This window comes from Streptomyces sp. R21, from assembly GCF_041051975.1.
GTDB lineage: Bacteria > Actinomycetota > Actinomycetes > Streptomycetales > Streptomycetaceae > Streptomyces.
This window is the reverse complement of the sequence record NZ_CP163435.1, coordinates 6,255,621-6,271,605: the sequence shown is the minus strand read 5'-3', so window position 1 is coordinate 6,271,605 and position 15,985 is coordinate 6,255,621. Positions and strand designations below refer to the sequence as shown.

At 71.2% G+C, this 15,985-nt stretch carries 16 protein-coding genes and 1 pseudogene; 8 read left to right on the top strand and 9 right to left on the bottom strand.

Annotated features, from left to right (window positions below):
* Positions 1–12: 12 nt before the first annotated feature.
* The 3 genes and pseudogenes from AB5J56_RS28045 to AB5J56_RS28035 form a co-directional block, all read right to left on the bottom strand.
* The gene (locus AB5J56_RS28045) at positions 13–771 is read right to left on the bottom strand and encodes a GntR family transcriptional regulator (protein WP_369236211.1); all 759 of its coding nucleotides are present in this window, start codon (positions 769–771) and stop codon (positions 13–15) included.
* A gap of 58 nt (positions 772–829) precedes the next feature.
* Positions 830–1,642, bottom strand: coding sequence for a hypothetical protein (locus AB5J56_RS28040; protein ID WP_369236209.1), 813 nt, complete (start codon positions 1,640–1,642; stop codon positions 830–832).
* A gap of 236 nt (positions 1,643–1,878) precedes the next feature.
* Positions 1,879–3,034: pseudogene (locus AB5J56_RS28035) on the bottom strand (ROK family protein).
* Between the two features lie 47 nt (positions 3,035–3,081).
* Between AB5J56_RS28035 and AB5J56_RS28030 the strand changes: the two are divergent.
* Both AB5J56_RS28030 and AB5J56_RS28025 read left to right on the top strand, forming a co-directional pair.
* A complete protein-coding gene (locus tag AB5J56_RS28030; RefSeq protein ID WP_369236207.1) occupies positions 3,082–4,212 on the top strand; it encodes a Gfo/Idh/MocA family oxidoreductase in 1,131 nt (376 codons plus the stop codon).
* Positions 4,209–4,718, top strand: a complete 510-nt coding sequence (locus AB5J56_RS28025; protein ID WP_369236205.1) for a heme-degrading domain-containing protein — start codon at positions 4,209–4,211, stop codon at positions 4,716–4,718. Before AB5J56_RS28030 ends, AB5J56_RS28025 begins: the two co-directional genes overlap by 4 nt.
* A 110-nt stretch (positions 4,719–4,828) precedes the next feature.
* Here AB5J56_RS28025 and AB5J56_RS28020 read toward each other — a convergent pair whose 3' ends face one another.
* The 4 genes from AB5J56_RS28020 to AB5J56_RS28005 all read right to left on the bottom strand — a co-directional run bounded on the left by AB5J56_RS28020 (position 4,829) and on the right by AB5J56_RS28005 (position 7,617).
* Positions 4,829–5,686 carry a fumarylacetoacetate hydrolase family protein gene (locus AB5J56_RS28020; RefSeq protein ID WP_369236203.1) on the bottom strand — a complete coding sequence of 286 codons (858 nt, stop codon included), beginning with the start codon at positions 5,684–5,686 and terminating at the stop codon, positions 4,829–4,831.
* Positions 5,687–5,821: 135 nt separating this feature from the next.
* Positions 5,822–6,586, bottom strand: a complete 765-nt coding sequence (locus AB5J56_RS28015; RefSeq protein ID WP_369236201.1) for a YidC/Oxa1 family membrane protein insertase — start codon at positions 6,584–6,586, stop codon at positions 5,822–5,824.
* A gap of 122 nt (positions 6,587–6,708) precedes the next feature.
* The gene (locus AB5J56_RS28010; protein ID WP_369236199.1) at positions 6,709–7,026 is read right to left on the bottom strand and encodes a DUF6412 domain-containing protein; all 318 of its coding nucleotides are present in this window, start codon (positions 7,024–7,026) and stop codon (positions 6,709–6,711) included.
* 57 nt (positions 7,027–7,083) lie between these two features.
* Positions 7,084–7,617: a winged helix-turn-helix transcriptional regulator gene (locus tag AB5J56_RS28005; protein ID WP_369236197.1), complete on the bottom strand. Its 534-nt coding sequence runs from the start codon at positions 7,615–7,617 to the stop codon at positions 7,084–7,086.
* Positions 7,618–7,745: 128 nt separating this feature from the next.
* On the opposite strand from AB5J56_RS28005, the gene AB5J56_RS28000 reads away from it, so the two are divergent.
* On the top strand, positions 7,746–9,149 hold the full coding sequence (locus AB5J56_RS28000; protein ID WP_369236195.1) for an MFS transporter: 1,404 nt from the start codon (positions 7,746–7,748) through the stop codon (positions 9,147–9,149).
* 51 nt (positions 9,150–9,200) lie between these two features.
* On the opposite strand, the gene AB5J56_RS27995 is transcribed toward AB5J56_RS28000, so the two are convergent.
* A complete protein-coding gene (locus AB5J56_RS27995; protein WP_369236193.1) occupies positions 9,201–10,007 on the bottom strand; it encodes a class E sortase in 807 nt (268 codons plus the stop codon).
* A 333-nt stretch (positions 10,008–10,340) separates the two neighbouring features.
* Positions 10,341–10,742, bottom strand: coding sequence for a hypothetical protein (locus AB5J56_RS27990; protein ID WP_369236191.1), 402 nt, complete (start codon positions 10,740–10,742; stop codon positions 10,341–10,343).
* Between the two features lie 333 nt (positions 10,743–11,075).
* Here AB5J56_RS27990 and AB5J56_RS27985 point away from each other — a divergent pair, with 333 nt between their 5' ends.
* The 5 genes from AB5J56_RS27985 to AB5J56_RS27965 all read left to right on the top strand — a co-directional run bounded on the left by AB5J56_RS27985 (position 11,076) and on the right by AB5J56_RS27965 (position 15,984).
* Complete coding sequence (locus AB5J56_RS27985) at positions 11,076–12,599, top strand: beta-1,6-galactanase (protein ID WP_369236189.1); 1,524 nt, start codon at positions 11,076–11,078, stop codon at positions 12,597–12,599.
* A gap of 64 nt (positions 12,600–12,663) precedes the next feature.
* A complete protein-coding gene (locus AB5J56_RS27980; protein ID WP_369236187.1) occupies positions 12,664–13,104 on the top strand; it encodes a DUF3592 domain-containing protein in 441 nt (146 codons plus the stop codon).
* A gap of 170 nt (positions 13,105–13,274) precedes the next feature.
* The gene (locus AB5J56_RS27975; RefSeq protein ID WP_369236185.1) at positions 13,275–14,285 is read left to right on the top strand and encodes an SEC-C metal-binding domain-containing protein; all 1,011 of its coding nucleotides are present in this window, start codon (positions 13,275–13,277) and stop codon (positions 14,283–14,285) included.
* Positions 14,286–14,590: 305 nt separating this feature from the next.
* A complete protein-coding gene (locus AB5J56_RS27970; protein WP_369242833.1) occupies positions 14,591–14,992 on the top strand; it encodes a very short patch repair endonuclease in 402 nt (133 codons plus the stop codon).
* A complete protein-coding gene (locus tag AB5J56_RS27965) occupies positions 14,989–15,984 on the top strand; it encodes a DNA cytosine methyltransferase (RefSeq protein WP_369236183.1) in 996 nt (331 codons plus the stop codon). Before AB5J56_RS27970 ends, AB5J56_RS27965 begins: the two co-directional genes overlap by 4 nt.
* The last annotated feature ends 1 nt before the right edge of the window (position 15,985 follow it).

Below are 15,985 nucleotides of genomic sequence, written 5' to 3'. Positions count from 1 at the left end.
CAATACAGGCAATCAGCCCTGGAGATGGGCCGAGAAGGAGAAGCGGTCCCCCCGGTACAGCGACCGCACCCGCTCCAGTGGCTTCCCCTCCGTGTCCCGCGAGACCCGGTGGATCAGCAGCATGGGCAGCGCGGGCGGTGTGCCGATGAGCAGGGCTTCGCGCGGGGTCGCGAGGACGGTCTCGATGCGCTCGTCGGCGTCCCCGAAGGCGATGCCGAGCCGGTCGTGCAGGTAGGCGTAGAAGGAGGAGTCGGGCACGAAGTCGCGGTCGAGGTCCGGGACTCGGGCCACGGCGACGTACGTACTCTCCAGCCCGACGCGCTCGTCGTCCGCGAGCAGCACCCGTTCCATGTGCCATACGGGCTCGCCGCGGGTCAGCCCGGTCTCGGCGGCGAGGGCCTCGGGGCAGGGGAAGCGGTCGAGGGAGATGAGCGCCCGGCCGGGGGTGCGCCCCTGCCGCCGTACTCCCTCGGTGTAGCTGGCCAGCGAGAGCGGCTGCTCCAGCTTGGGCCCGGCGACGACCGTGCCCCGCCCCTGCCTGCGCAGCTTCCCTTCGAGGAGCAGCTCGCGCAGCGCCTGCCGCACGGTCTCGCGCGCGACTTCGTACGTCTCCGAGAGGTCGCGCTCGGTCGGCAGAAGCCCCCCTTCCCCCAACTCCTCGATCAGCGAGGCGATATGGGCCTTCACCGCGTAGTACTTCGGGATGCGGCCGTGCTCGGGGATGCCGGAGCGGACGGGGGCGCCGGGGGCCTGGTCGTTCGGGTAGTCCACGGTGCGATATTCGCAGACGGTCCGCAGGCGGGACGCCCGGAGCCCCCTCCGGCGCCGGTCAGCGGCGCCGGAGCCGTACCCATCGGGACACGGCGAGCAGCGCTGCGCCCACGGCGACCACGCCCGTCGCCAGTCCGAAGCCGTACGGCACCGATCCCGGCCGCCCGGTGCCGGCCAACTCGTCGGCGCCCGACGCCCCCGGTTCCTCCCGCGCGCTGTCGCGCCCCCGGGCCCCACTGTCGCGGGCGGCGTCGCCCGCACGGTCGCCGTCGCCGTCACCATCGCCACCGTCGTTCTCGATCCGGAAGCGGTAGGCATTCGACTCCCCGATCCAGTCCCCGTCGTCACCGTGCCGCTGCACGACGGCCGCGTTCGCCACGACGTCGTTCGGCGTGGCCGCGTCGGAGGTCACGGAGAGCCGCACCTGCACGGTGAGAGTCCGGCCCGGACCCACCGTGAACCCCGGGAAACCGTCGTCGAACACCCCGACGTTCTCGTCCTCGTCGCTCTTCACGAACGAGACGGGGTGCGGGCCCTTGCCCCCGCCCGCATAGAACTCCAGCCGCGCCTGCTCCGGCCGCAGCGCCCGCTTCTCGTCCACGAGGACGACGACCGGGTGAATGCCGCCGCAGGCACGGGCGGTGGTGTTGGTGAGGTCGATGTACCAGGTCCCGAACCCACCGCCCACGTCGAACCCGGCGGGCCCACCGTGGATCCGCGTCTTGACGGGGAAGTCACGGGTACCGGGCCCGGCGCAGCTGGGGTACGGGTTCGCAAGGGCGGCGGCGGGCGCGAGAGACAGGGCGGCCGCGGTGAATGTGAAGGACAGCGCCAGGGCCGGAACCAGGGTCGAGCACAGTCGCTTTCGCATGAGAAGCCTTTGCCGATCGGGCCCTCGACCGTGCCACGCGGGAACACGACGGCTGGTTCACCACGCCTACGGCAGCATCATTAACTGATGAACTCCGCTCGGTCGGCGGATCCCAGCCCGTCCGGCGTTTGAGGACGAGCGCGCAGCGCGATGGCAGGGGGAAAGGGGGCGCAGCCCCCAGAACAACGGGAAGGGTAGGGGCGGAGGGGGCGAACAACCCCGTAGGGCACCCCCCGTTACCCATCCCCCCGCCCGAACAGCGCCCCCAACAGCAGCTGAGCCGCCCCCCTCGGCAACCCCCCGCCCCCCCACCGGGAGCAACCCGCACCGGGACGACAAGACCGGCCCCCTCCCGCGAAGCCCGAGCCGCGAGCACCGCCGAGACACCCGCCACAAACGCCTCCCGGTCCCGCTCCACCGTCCGCCCGCCCAGCAGCACCAGATCGATGTCGAGCAACCCCACCAGATTCGACGCCCCCTCCCCCAGCACCCGAGCCGCCTCCTCCACGGCCCCCCGCTCCACCGCCCCGAGACACAACACCTCGACACACCCCCGGTTCCCACACCCGCACAGGGCCCGTCCAGCTGGATCACCTGGTGCCCGAACTCCCCCGCCCCGGTCCGTGTCCCCCGATGCACCACCCCGCCGATCACCAGCCCGGCCCCCAGCCCCGTACCGAGATGCAGATACGCGAACGACCCGTACGCCGCCCGCGCGACCCCGCCCACCGCCAGCCCGAGCGCCGCCGCGTTCGTGTCCTTGTCCACCACCACCGGCACCCCGAGCCGCCGGGCCAGCGCGTCCCGCAGCGGGAACCCGTCCCATTCGGGAAAGCCGGTGACCCGGTGCAGCACGCCACGCCCGTGGTCGAGCGGCCCGGGCAGCGCGACGCCGACCCCGAGCACGGGGGACCGCCCGTCGAGGAGGGCCTCCACCTCCGCCGCAGCCCCCTCGACCACGGCGTCCGCCCCGGCCCCGAGGCCCAGCGCGGCACGCCGCTCGGCCACCACCGCCCCGGTGAGATCGCAGAGCACGACCGTCAGCTCGTCCCGGTCGAGATGGAGCCCGACCGCGTGTCCGGCCTCGGGGACGAGTCGCAGCACGGTGCGCGGCTTGCCGCCGGTGGACGCGCGGCGGCCCGCCTCCGCCGCGAGACCGTCCGCCCGCAGCCGGGCGGTGATCTTGCTGACGGCCTGCGGGGTCAGCCGGGTGCGCTCGGCGATCTCGAGGCGGCTGATGCCCTCCGGCCCGGCGGTACGGAGCAGGTCGAGCACGAGGGCGGCGTTGTGACTGCGCAGCGCGAGCAGATTCACCCCGGCCGCACCCGCCCCGTTCGACAGCGCTGCCCCTGTCGTACCCGACCCCACATTGGTCCTGTTCACACAAGCCATTCTCCCCCGCGCTTGCACTTTGGCAACAGCGTTGCGAAAGTAGAAGCATGAGTGGACCCACGACGAGCACAGCTCCCGAACCCGGCTCCGGCACCGTCTCCGGCACCAGCTCCCCCCTCCGCGTGGCCCTCGTCGGCTACGGCCTGGCGGGATCCGTCTTCCACGCGCCGCTGATCGCCGCCACCGAGGGCCTGACCCTCGACACGGTGGTCACCTCGAACCCGGAGCGGCAGGAGCAGGCCCGCGCGGAGTTCGGCGACGCCGTCCGCTTCGTGGCCTCCCCCGACGACCTGTGGGCCCGCGCCGACGAGCTGGACCTGATCGTCATCGCGTCCCCGAACAAGACCCACGTGCCGATCGCGACCGCCGCCCTCAAGGCGGGCCTGCCCGTCGTCGTGGACAAGCCGATCGCGGGCACCGCCGCCGAGGCCCGCGAGCTCGCCGCCCTCGCCGACGAACGCGGCCTGCTGCTCTCCGTCTTCCAGAACCGCCGCTGGGACAACGACTTCCTGACTCTCCAGAAGCTCGTCGCGGACGGCGAGTTGGGCGATGTCTGGCGCTTCGAATCGCGCTTCGAGCGCTGGCGTCCGCAGCCCAAGGGCGGCTGGCGCGAGTCCGGCGACCCGACAGAGATCGGAGGTCTGCTCTACGACCTGGGCAGCCACGTCGTCGACCAGGCGCTCGTCCTCTTCGGCCCGGCGACGTCGGTGTACGCCGAGGCGGACATCCGCCGCCCGGGCGCCGAGACCGACGACGACACCTTCATCGCGATCACGCACGAGAACGGCGTCCGCTCCCACCTCTACGTCTCGGCGACCACCGCCCAACTCGGCCCGCGCTTCCGGGTCCTGGGCTCCCGGGCCGGTTACGTGAAGTACGGCCTCGACCCGCAGGAGGCCGCGCTGCGTGACGGCAGCCGCCCGGCGTCCGGCGAGGAGTGGGGCGTCGAGCCCGAGAGCATGTGGGGCCGCGTCGGCTCCGGCGAGTCCCCGCTGACCGGCGGCGGCCGCCCTGAGCCGACCCTGCCGGGCGCGTACCCCGCGTACTACGCGGGCGTGGCCGCGGCCCTCCGCGACGGCGCCCCGAACCCGGTCACCGCATACGAGGCCGCGGCCGCGCTCGACGTCCTGGAGGCCGCGCGCCGCTCGGCCCACGAGGGCGGGGCGGTGTCGCTGTGAACGCCACGAGCCCCGTACCGCCTGCGTCGGCCCCGACGACCGCGCCGCCCGCTTCGATCCCCGAACTCGAAGAGCAGGAGCGCCGCCTGACGCTCCCTCACTTCACCTACGACGACGCATGGGCTCTCGGCTCGCTCCTCGTCGAACTCGCCCGGGAGCGCAGCGCCCCCGTCGCCGTCGACATCAGGCGCGGCGGCCAGCAGCTCTTCCACGCGGCGCTGCCCGGCTCGACCCCGGACAACGACGCCTGGATCGACCGCAAGCGCCGCGTCGTCGAGCGCTACGGCTGCTCCTCGTACCTGGTCGGCTCCCGCTTCCGCGCCAAGGGCACGACGTTCGAGGAGTCGTCCCGCCTCGCCCCGGACGTCTACGCGGCACACGGCGGCGCGTTCCCGATCACGGTCGAGGGCGCGGGCGTCATCGGCACGGTGGTGGTGTCGGGGCTGCCTCAGGTCGAGGACCACAACATGGTCGTGGAAGCCCTGGAACGCTTCATCGCCGGGTAGTCGGGAGCGCCCGTCAGGGGCGCGGGGAACTGCGCGACCAGCCACGTACGGCCCGCGGCCGACGGACTCCCGCAGTTCCCCGCTCCTGCCTGCTTCTCCCAGCGGAGCGGCTACGCGTCCTTCAGCTCCTGCCTCTGACGCCCCAGCCCCTCGATCTCCAGCTCGACCACGTCCCCCGCCCGCAGGAACGGCTTCGGCTCCGGCCGTCCCATCGCGACCCCCGCAGGCGTACCCGTGTTGATGACGTCACCCGGGTACAGGGTCATGAACTGGCTTACGTACCGCACCACTTCCGCCACCGGGAAGATCTGCTCGGCGGTGGTGCCGTCCTGCTTCAGCTCGCCGTTGACCCAGAGTTTCAGGGACAGGTTCTGCGGGTCCGGGACCTCGTCCGCCGTCACCAGCCACGGCCCCAGCGGGTTGAACGTCTCGCAGTTCTTGCCCTTGTCCCAGGTGCCGCCGCGCTCGATCTGGAACTCGCGCTCGGAGACGTCGTGCGCCACCGCGTACCCGGCGACGTGCGCGAGCGCCTCCTCGTGCGAGGCGAGGTAGCGGGAGGTGCGCCCGATGACGATCGCCAGCTCGACCTCCCAGTCCATCTTGGTGGAGCCGCGCGGCACGAGCACGGTGTCGTTCGGGCCGACCACCGTGTCCGCGGCCTTGAAGAAGATCACCGGCTCGGCGGGCGGCTCGGCGCCGGTCTCGCGGGCGTGGTCGTGGTAGTTCAGGCCGATGCACACGACCTTGCCGATACGGGCGAGCGGCGGGCCGACGCGCAGTCCGGCCGCGTCCAGCACCGGCAGCTCGCCGGACTCGGCGGCGGCCCGGACGCGGCCGAGCGCCTCGTCGTCCGCGAGCAGCGCGCCGTCGATGTCCGGGACGACGCCCGACAGATCCCGCAGGCTTCCCTCGGCGTCGACGAGCGCAGGTCGCTCCGCCCCCGCCGTACCGACTCGCAGCAGCTTCATGATCACAATCTCCCTCGATCGCGGCAGCCCAGCCGACGGGTGCAGCCATCGGAGGACTGGTCGATCCTCCAAGCTCCGCGTCCAGTCCGCAATACCCCGTTCACGGACTGGACCGTAACCAGGCGGCCGAGCTCGTTACGCGAGCGCGGCAGCGGCGGGCGCCGCCCCCGGCATGTCCCGGTACAGCACCGCCCGCTCGACCGCGCTCCACGTCGTGCTGGTCACCACGTACAGCGCGGCGGCCAGCGGCACCACGGCCACGGTGAAGAGCGTGAAGAAGGACATGAACGGCATGAACTTGTTGATCGCGCCCATCCCCGGCGTCTGCTGCCCGTCCGCACCGGCCTGGACGGGGTTCGCCGCCATCATCCGCTTCGTGCGCAGGTAATTGAAGGTCGCGACCGCGGCGACGATCACGAAGAGGCCGAGGTAGACCAGCCCCGGCGCCCCGAACACCCCGCCGTCGCCGAGGGCGTCCGCCCACCGGTCGCCGAGCGGCACCGCGAACAGCTTGTGGCCGAGCAGCGCGTTGGCCTCGCCGCCGATCCGCGAGCTGGAGAACAGGTGGTAGAGGAGGAAGAAGGCCGGCATCTGGAGAAGGCTCGGCAGGCAGCCGGACAGCGGCGACACCTTCTCCTCCGCGTGCAGCGCCATCACCGCCTTCTGGAACTCCTCCGGCCTCTTCTTGTGCTTCTTGCGCAGCTCGGCGATCTGCGGCTGCAGCTTGGCGCGGGCCCGCTGCCCACGCGCCGCGGCCCGGGACAGGGGGTGCACGAGGAGTCGTACGAGCGCGGTGAACAGGACGATCGCGGCAGCCGCCGCGGAGGCCTGGAACAGCGGCTGGAGCAGGTCGGCGAGATGCTCGACCAGCGAGGCGAAAACGGACATGAAAGCAGACATGGGTGAGCCCTCCGGGGGTCTCGTCGTGCCAGGACGGAAAGATGCGTCGGCATGACGGCCCGCGCGGGGTCCTACAGGGGTTCCACAGGAGTCCTACAGCGGTGATTCCGCTGGCTCCTTCCCTACGCGGCGGCCGTCCGGAGGGCACGCCCTGGTGCTCGGGGGCGCGGACGCCCCGATGCGTCGGGATCGCGTTGCGGCAGGAACGCCGTACGGCGCTCGCGGTCGCGGATGGCCGTACGGATGCGCGTACGCGGTACGGCGGGAGCGCAGCGCGCGGCGATGACGGCGCAGACGGCGAGCGCCGAGCCGGCCGCGGCGGTCGCCGCGAAGGCGACTGCGGCGGAGAGGCTGCCGGTGTCGAGCACGGCGACTTCGAGGAGCAGCACGAGCAGCACGGCGGCGGGGCGCATGTTCGCCCAGGTCCGGGTCCGGATCATCAGCCACCCCCTTTGCTCGCTCGTACTGCCGTACGTACGCACGGCTGTCCTGCCCCGTTATACAGGATCCGTCCCGATCGGCTGAAGCAGCCGCCTCGGCTTGAGCAGGGCGCGGCCGACCGGGTTCGCCGGGTCCGGGTCGAGTCCGGGGCCCGGCACCATTTCGACGTCCGGGACGGGGACGATGGTTCCGCAGGCGGGGCATTCGCCGTACGGGCCGAGCTCCCGGTCCGTGCCGCAGGTCGCGTGCCGGAAGATGCGCAGCTGGGTCTCGCTGTAGTGCTCGCGCCCCCAGATGCCGAGCGACCGCAGGGTCGGCCACAGTCCGAGACCGCGGTCGGTGACGACGTACTCGTCGCGCGGCGGTGACTCCTGGTACCGGCGCTTTTCGAGGATCCCTTCGGTGGTGAGGGCCTGGAGGCGGGCCGCGAGGACGGCGCGAGGGATACCGAGGTGGACGAGGAAATCGTTGTAGCGGCGTACGCCGTAGAGCGCGTCGCGGACGATCAGCAGCGTCCAGCGCTCCCCGACGATTTCGAGCGCCCGGGCGATCGAGCACTCCTGCGTCACGTAGTCCTTGCCCAGAGCCATGGCCCCACTGTAGCGACTTTCCGACGACTTGGTTCAGTGACCGAACCTATAGTGCTACGGTCGTACCCAGCCACAGTTCAATGACCGAACTCATCCTTCCGTCCTTCCCGAGAGCTTGAGAGACAGCCATGACCGGGCTCGACCGCACCACCGCCACCCAATCCGCCGGACCGGCCATCCACCCGGCGCCTCTCGCGGAGCCGTCCCCGCGCCCCGCCCCGACCCTCGCCGTCACCAGCGCCGCCACCGCCGTGGCGCTGATGACGTACACCGCGCCGATGGTCACGCTCCCCGGCATCGCCGGCGCGCTGCACACCTCGGTCTCCGCCCAGGCGTGGCTGCTCAACGGCACCCCGCTGGGTCTGGCCGCGCTGCTCCTGGTCGCGGGCAGCCTCGCGGACGACTACGGCCGCCGTCGGATATTCCTCGCCGGCACGGTCGCGCTCGGCATCACGACAGCGCTGGGCGCGCTCGCCACCTCGACCTGGCTGTTCACACTGACCCGCATCGCGCAGGGCGCGGCGAGCGCGGCGCTCCTCGCCAGCAGTCTCGGCCTGCTCGTGCACGCCTTCCCGACCCCGCGGGGCCGACTGCACGCGACCGGCGTGTGGGGCGCGTTCGTCAGCGGCGGCATCGCGGTGGGTCCACTGCTCGCCGGGGCGATGCCCAACTGGCGTACGGCGTACGGGATTCTGGGCGCCGCCGCGCTCGTCGTCGCCGCCCTCGGCAGCCGGGCACTCACCGAGTCCCGTGCCCCACGCGGCGGCCGGCCCGACCTGGCCGGAGCCCTCACCTTCGGGCTCGCGCTGGTCTCACTGGTGGCCGCGCTGACGCTGGGCCGGGACGGCTGGCTGCGCCCGTCGGTGGGCGTCCTGCTCGCCGCGACGGTCCTCCTGACCGCAGCGTTCGTGCTCGTGGAACGCCGCACCCGCACGCCCATGATCGACCTCGGCCTGCTCCGCCACCGCCCCTTCCTCGCCTCCGCCGCGGGCGGGCTGTTCATGGGCCTCGCGGTGATCGGGCTGTTCAGCTTCCTGCCCGCGCTGTTCCAGCGGACGCTGGGCCTGTCCGCGATGGACACGGCGTGGCTGTTCCTGCTCTGGTCCGGGCTGTCCTTCGGCGTCGCGTTGCAGGCGCGGCGGCTCGCGGGCCGCGTCTCCCCGCGCCACCAACTCGCCCTGGGCTTCGCCCTGCACGCGGCCGGCGTACTGACCATGCTCGGCGCGGTCGACGCCGGTTCCTGGACCCGGCTGCTCCCCGGCTTCGTCGTCTCCGGGATCGGCAGCGGCCTGCTCAACGCCGGGCTCCCGCTCCTCGCCGTCGAGTCCGTCCCGGCGGCCCGCGCGGCGATGGGCTCCGGCGCGCAGCAGACCTTCCGCTACATCGGTTCGTGCGCGGGCGTCGCCCTGACCATCGCCCTGGTGACGTCCACGCGGACCCCCGCCCACGGCGCGGACGTCGCGATCGCGGTCTCGGCGGGGCTCGCGGCGGTGGCGGCGGTGAGCGTGGTGGCGCTTCGGGAACGGGGCTGACGACCCGCTTGCGGGTCGCGGGGGCCTGCCGAGGGCTTCCCCCTCGTACGCCTAACGAGGCCGCATCGACCGCAGCTTCCCCCACACCACCAGCCGGTACCTGGAGGTGTACTCGGGGGTGCAGGTGGTGAGCGTGATGTAGTACCCCGGCTCGGTGTACCCGTACGACGGCCGGACGGTGCTGCGCGGGACGCTGCGGATGACACCCCCGTCCCGCGCCGAGGTCTGCGGAAGGGTCCTGTCGACGACGTACGTGAAGGTGGCGGCCTCCGTCTCGACGGTGACCGTGTCACCGGGCCGCAGCCGGTTGAGGTACCGGAAGGGTTCGCCGTGGGTGTTGCGGTGCCCGGCGAGCGCGAAGTTCCCTGCCCGGCCCGGCTGTTGGGTGTCCTTGTAGTGACCGACGTACCCCTTGTTGAGCACGTTCTGCTTGCTGACTCCCTCGGCGACGGGGACGCGGAGGCCGAGGCGGGGGATGCGGAGGACGGCGTAGGCCTGGGACCAACTGGGTTGCGGCGAGGTGTTGTTGGCGGCACCTTCGCTATCGCCGGTTCTGGTCTGCCGCTGCTTCTCCCGGCCCGGGGAGGGCGTGCCACTGACGGGGCCGTCGCCCTCGACCGCCGGGGAACTCTCCCTCGGCCGGGCCGACTTGCCCCGCTCCCACTCCCTCTCCAGCGCCTGCACCTTGCGTTCGGCGCCTTGACGGGCCTCCCGGTTGGTCCACCACAGCTGATGGACGACGAGGAGCATGAGGAGGACGCCGACGGTGACGAGGACCTCGCCGCCGGTCCACACCACGCGCCGGCGAAGGGCACGCCGCCGCCGAGTGCGGTGATGCACGATCCCGGGAGCCCGCATCCGTACACCTCCTCCGCCGGGCCCGCACGATAAGGGACGCCTCTTCAAGTCACCAGCCCTGCGCGCGTGCAGGCTAGGGCCTGTCCGGCGGCAAGCCGGAGGGAAGCCGCGGCGCCGCATGAACGCAGGTGAGCGGGGGTTGGTGCGTGCAGCTGCAAGGCGGAGGAGGGAGTCGACGCGATGGGGGTCCCCCCGCGCGAGCGAAGCCGAGCGTGGGGGAGTCGGCGACCGACGACAACACCGGAGGGGGTCCCTCCCTGCTCGAGCGCAGCCGAGAGCTTGGGGGCGGGCGTGCCAGCCCCCGCGTCTCCGGCATGATCTGCCGGACAGGCCCTAGGCGTTCCGCGCGTCGGCGATCTTGTCCAGTTCGCGCATGGCCTCGGCGTGCGCGCTCATCCGCATGCTCAAACTGCCGCTCGTGAAGAGTGCCACGCCGACGACGGACACCGGCACGGACAGCCCGAGCACGGCCAGGGCCTCAGGCCAGTCGCGCTCGTTCGCACACCAATCACCGTTCTGCAGCCCCTCGTTGGCCGTACCACGCTCGGTCATCAGCCGCGATTCGCACTGGCGGGGATACTGGTCGTCGGGCTCCTCATCGACCTCGTAGGGCGTGAGGAGCAACAGAACACACCATGCCCACAGGAGCCCCGCCAAGGCCAATAGGCCGATGCCCCAGCCGCGTATCCGACTGGCCCGGTCGCGGAAGTCGAGGTCGTACTCACGTGATCGCACGGAGGACGAATCTAGCAGCGGCCTCTCACGGCTCGTGCCATGTACAGCGGTCGTGATCTGCGCCGCCGTGAAGCGGCGGCACAAAGCGTGAGAACCCGCAGGCGACTTCGCATCCCTACACCGCCCCCTTCGCATCCGTACGCCCCACTCTTCATACACCGGTTAGAGAAAGGGATGTCAGAACCCTCGACAACCCCGCCCGTCACACCCGATGCTTCCGGAGGACGGCACCCGTACGACGCCCCATGCCCCGTCACGCCCTGCCCTTTCCACCGCCCCTTGCCGCATCCCTCCCCAGGCATCCACCCCCGGTACCCCGCACCCGGAGATGACATGACCGCATCAGAGCAGCATCAGCAGCGCCCAGCTCAGCCGAAGTCCCCCGTCCGCCGCAGAGCCCTGCTGGCCGCGGCCGGCGGCGCGGTCCTCGGCGGTGTCCTCGGCACGGGCACCGCACGGGCGGACGCGACGATCGCGGTCAACCCCGGTACCAAGTACGGGACATGGGAGGGCTGGGGCACCTCGCTCGCCTGGTGGGCCAACGTGTTCGGCGCCCGCGACGACTTCGCCGACATCTTCTTCACCACCAAGTCGACGACGTACAACGGGAAGTCGCTCCCCGGCCTGGGCCTGAACATCGCGCGCTACAACCTGGGCGCGTGCAGCTGGAACAGCGTCGGCGGCACGACCATGACCGCCTCGGCCAACATCCCCGCCTTCAAGCAGATCGAGGGCTACTGGCAGGACTGGAACAACGAGGACCCGACGTCCTCGGCCTGGGACTGGACGGCCGACGCCAACCAGCGCGCCATGCTCGTCAAGGCGACCGCGCGGGGCGCGACCAGCGAGCTGTTCGCCAACTCCCCCATGTGGTGGATGTGCGCGAACCACAACCCGTCCGGCGCGTCGGGCGGCGGCAACAACCTCCAGACCTGGAACTACCGCCAGCACGCCTCCCACCTGGCCGCCGTGGCCCTGTACGCCAAGAACAACTGGGGCGTGAACTTCGCGACCGTCGACGCCTTCAACGAGCCTTCCTCCAGCTGGTGGACCGCCACCGGCACCCAGGAGGGCTGCCACATGGACGCGTCCGTCCAGGCAGCCGTACTCCCCTACCTGCGAAGCGAGTTGAACACCCGAGGCCTGACCGGCACCCGCATCTCCGCCTCGGACGAGACGAGTTACGACCTCGCCCGCACGACCTGGAACACCTTCAGCTCCACGACGAAGGGGTACGTCAACCAGGTCAACGTGCACGGCTACCAGGGCTCCGGCGGCCGCCGCGACCTCCTCTACACGGACGTGGTGACCACGGCGGGCAAGAAGCTGTGGAACTCGGAGACCGGCGACAAGGACGCCACCGGCCTGACCCTGGCCAGCAACCTGTGCCTGGACTTCCGCTGGCTGCACCCCACCGCGTGGGTCTACTGGCAGGTGATGGACCCCAGCTCGGGCTGGGCGATGATCGCGTACGACCAGAGCACTCTCCAGCCGACCACGGTCCAGACGAAGTACTACGTGATGGCCCAGTTCAGCCGCCACATCCGCCCCGGGATGACGATCATCGACACGGGCGTGGGCTACGCGGCAGCTGCGTACGACGCGACGGCCAAGCGCCTGGTGATCGTGGCCGTGAACACCGCCACCTCCGCCCAGACCCTGACCTTCGACCTCTCCCGCTTCTCGACGGTGACCGGCGGCACGGGCGGCCTGGTCCGCCGCTGGAACACGGTCACCGGAGGTGGCGGGGACCTCTACACCGCGCACTCGGACACGTACCTGAGCGGGAAGTCGGTGGCGCTGTCGTTCGCGGCGGGAGCGGTGCAGACGCTGGAGATCGACGGGGTGACGGTGTGAGGACCCGGCAAAAGTCACCCTCTCCCTGCGTCTTCAATTCACCACCCCCATAGGCTCCTTGCCCATGAGCGCGTACTGGTTTCTGACCGTGATCCCGTTCCTCGCCGGCCTGGCCCTGACCGGACAGCAGGGCATGAAGGCGATCACCGAACATGTCCTGCGCCACACCGCCCACCGCCTGGAGGGCACGGTCACCGGCCACGTGGCGAGCCGTGAGGCGACGTACGCCACGCTGCACGCGGTGGTGCGCTGGACCGGCGAGGACGGAGTCGAGCACGAGCGCGCCGTCCCCGGCATGATCAACGCCCGCACCCTGTCCGAAGGCAGCCGCGTCCGCCTCCTGAGCACCCCGGGCTCCGCCGCCCCGGTGGTCCTGGACTCCCCGGAGCGCTACCGCACGGCGATCTACGGCGTCTGGCTCGGCGTCCTGCTGTGGGCGGGCGCGCTGGCGGCGGTACTGGTGAGGATCGCGACGCTGTTGCCGGAGCACTACTACCGCTACTGAGGCGCGGGGTCAGCCGCTACTGAGATCCAAGGTCGTGCCGTAGGACAGCCCTGGCCCTTCCCCACTCCCGACTCCCCACTCCCGACTCCCGACTCCCGACTCCCGACTCCCCACCCTCCTGGCCTGCACATACCTCTCCTTGGAACACCGACGGCAGTACGGTGTCCCTCATGCGCCCCGACACGTCTGCCGAGAACGTCGACCACAACGCCGAAGCAGCGCGCCTGGAGCGGACTGCCGGCCTGTATCCCGAGGACGCCGAGCACCTGCTGCTGCAGGCCGCGGCCCACCTCGAACTGGCCGGCGACCGCCCCGCCGCCACCGCGCTCTACGACCGTCTTCTGTCCTCCACGGACCCCCTGGAGCACCCTCACCTCATCCGCGCCCTCAAGGCGTCGAACCTCTGGGAGTACGGCCACGAGGCGGAGGCCCGCGCGATCATCGACGGCGTCCGCGCCGCGTCCCCGCGCGACCCGGCCCCCTGGGTGATCGTGGCGGAGTCCCTGGAGTCCCACGACGAGCTGGAAGCGGCGCAGGAGACTTTCACGCAAGGCGCGACCCTCCTCCTCACGGACGTACCGGAACCCCCCTACTCCACCCACCCCCTCCTCTACGGCCGCCACCGCGTCCGCCGCATGCTGGGCGTCCCCCACGACCACTGGGACACCCTGGCGGACACCCTCCACTCCTCACCGGTCTCCCTGGACGAACTCCACGACCCGAAGCGGGTCTGGTCCCTCGGCTCGGACAACCCGGCGGAACTGGCAGCCGAGATCAGCCGCCTACGAGCCGAACTCGGCACCTTCCGCGAAGCCCTCTCCCGCCCCTTCCCGGTAGCCGTCCTCCACTGGCCCTCCGCCGAACTCACCGAACTCCTCGCCGCCTACCCGGCGTTGACCTCGGAGTACCCGACCCACGACCAACACCTCGCGACGATAGAGGCGTCGCTACAGGAACTGGCCACCTCCGGCACCCCGAACCTCGGCATCGTCACGGGAACGGTCCCCTCCTACGAGGCCTTCGCCGCCTCGGAGGCGTCTTCCCCGTCGGACACGACCCTGCTCCCGCAGTACGCGACGACGCTCGCGGCCCGGGGACGCGCTGTGGCTTGGCCTCCGCAGCGGGGGGCGGCTTGTTGGTGCGGGTCGGGGCGGGTTTATGGGGAGTGTCACGGCTCATAGCACCTCCGCACCCACCGGCGACAAGCCGCTGAGCAAACCCGGCGTGCCGGCGAGACGCAACCGCGCACCGCAAGCCCCGGACACGGACGCAGCCAATCCGACCGGGCCGCCCGCTCGCTTCCAACCCGTGCGGGAGCGGCCTGTGTCATGGGTGGCCCGAAGGGCCATCGCCGAAGGTGACGTCAAGCGCCCTTGACGTGATGGCGGGCTGCCGCGCAGACGAGGGCGCCGTGCATACACGTCCACGCCGGCAGAATGGTCATGTGCCAGGTGCCGTCCCCTCTTCCCCCGCCGTCTCGGCGCGTATGAGCAAGCAGGGCAGCAAGGACACGGCCGCCGAACTGGCAGTCCGTCGTCTGTTGCACGCGGCTGGGCTGCGCTACCGCGTGGAGTACCCGGTGCCGGGGATGGCGCGGCGCCGGATCGACGTAGCGTTCACCCGTGCCAAGGTGGCCATCCTGATCGACGGATGCTTCTGGCACGGATGTCCGGACCATGCGACGCAACCGAAGGCCAACGCGGAGTGGTGGCGCAACAAGCTGGACCGGAACATGGCCCGTGATCGAGAGACGACCGAGCATCTGATCGCGGAGGGGTGGACGGTGCTCCGCTTCTGGGAGCACGAACCCCCTGAGGACGTGGCCGTACGGGTGGCGGCTGCTGTCGAGCGGTGCCGTACAGAACGAACGAGGGGGAAAAAGGTATGAGTGGACTGACCTTCGTGGACGTGTGTTCCGGGGCAGGCGGGCTCGCTCTCGGGCTCGAGCAGGCGGGATTCCAGCCGAGACTGCTGCTGGACGACGACGAGCCCGCCGTCACCACTCTGCAGACCAACCGACCGCAGTGGAACGTGCTTCACACCGACCTGCTGGACCTCGACCCGGCCGAGCACCCCGAGAGCCACGACGTAGATCTCCTCTCGGCCGGCCTGCCACGAGTGAAGTCGAGTGCGACCGTCAGACGGTCGGATTCGCGTGTGGAGGAGCGGCTGCTGGAGGCCACGGTCTATCTCGTCCACGCGATCAGGCCTCGGGCGGTGCTCATCGAGAACGTTCCCGGGCTCGCTCGCGCGGACGAGTATCAGCAGTTCCGTGATTTCGCCCGAGCCGAACTTGCCCACCTGGGATACGAGTTCAGTTGGTTGGTCATGAACGCCGTCGACTTCGGTGTACCGCAGAACCGCAAGCAGGGGGTCCTGGTGGCTGTAGAACGACAGCGGGCCGAGGCGTTCCGGCCCCCGGCACCGACGGTGCAGCAGCCGACTACGGTCGGCGCCGCCTTGGGGCCATCCATGGCCTCACGCGGTTGGCAGGACGCCGCCCACTGGGCCGTCCAGGCCGACCGACCGGCTCCGACGCTGGTCGGCGGCTCGAAGAACCGGGGCGGCGCCGATCTGGGTCCAACCGGAGCCAAGCGGACATGGGCGACCATGGGCGTCAACGGTCACACCGTGGGCGATGAGATCCCCGGCGCGGACTTCGTTTGGGATCCCGAACTGGGCAGGGACCACATGGTGAAGATCACGGTTGAACAGGCTGCGCTGCTGCAGGGCTTTCCCGAGACGTGGGAGATCGCCGGGCGCAAGACCGCCCGGTACCGCCAGATCGGGCACGCGACACCACCGCCCGTGGGAGCAGCCCTGGGTCGGGCCGTGGCCGAGGCGCTGGATGCGGATCCAGCGATCTTCGTTGCCGGCTAGA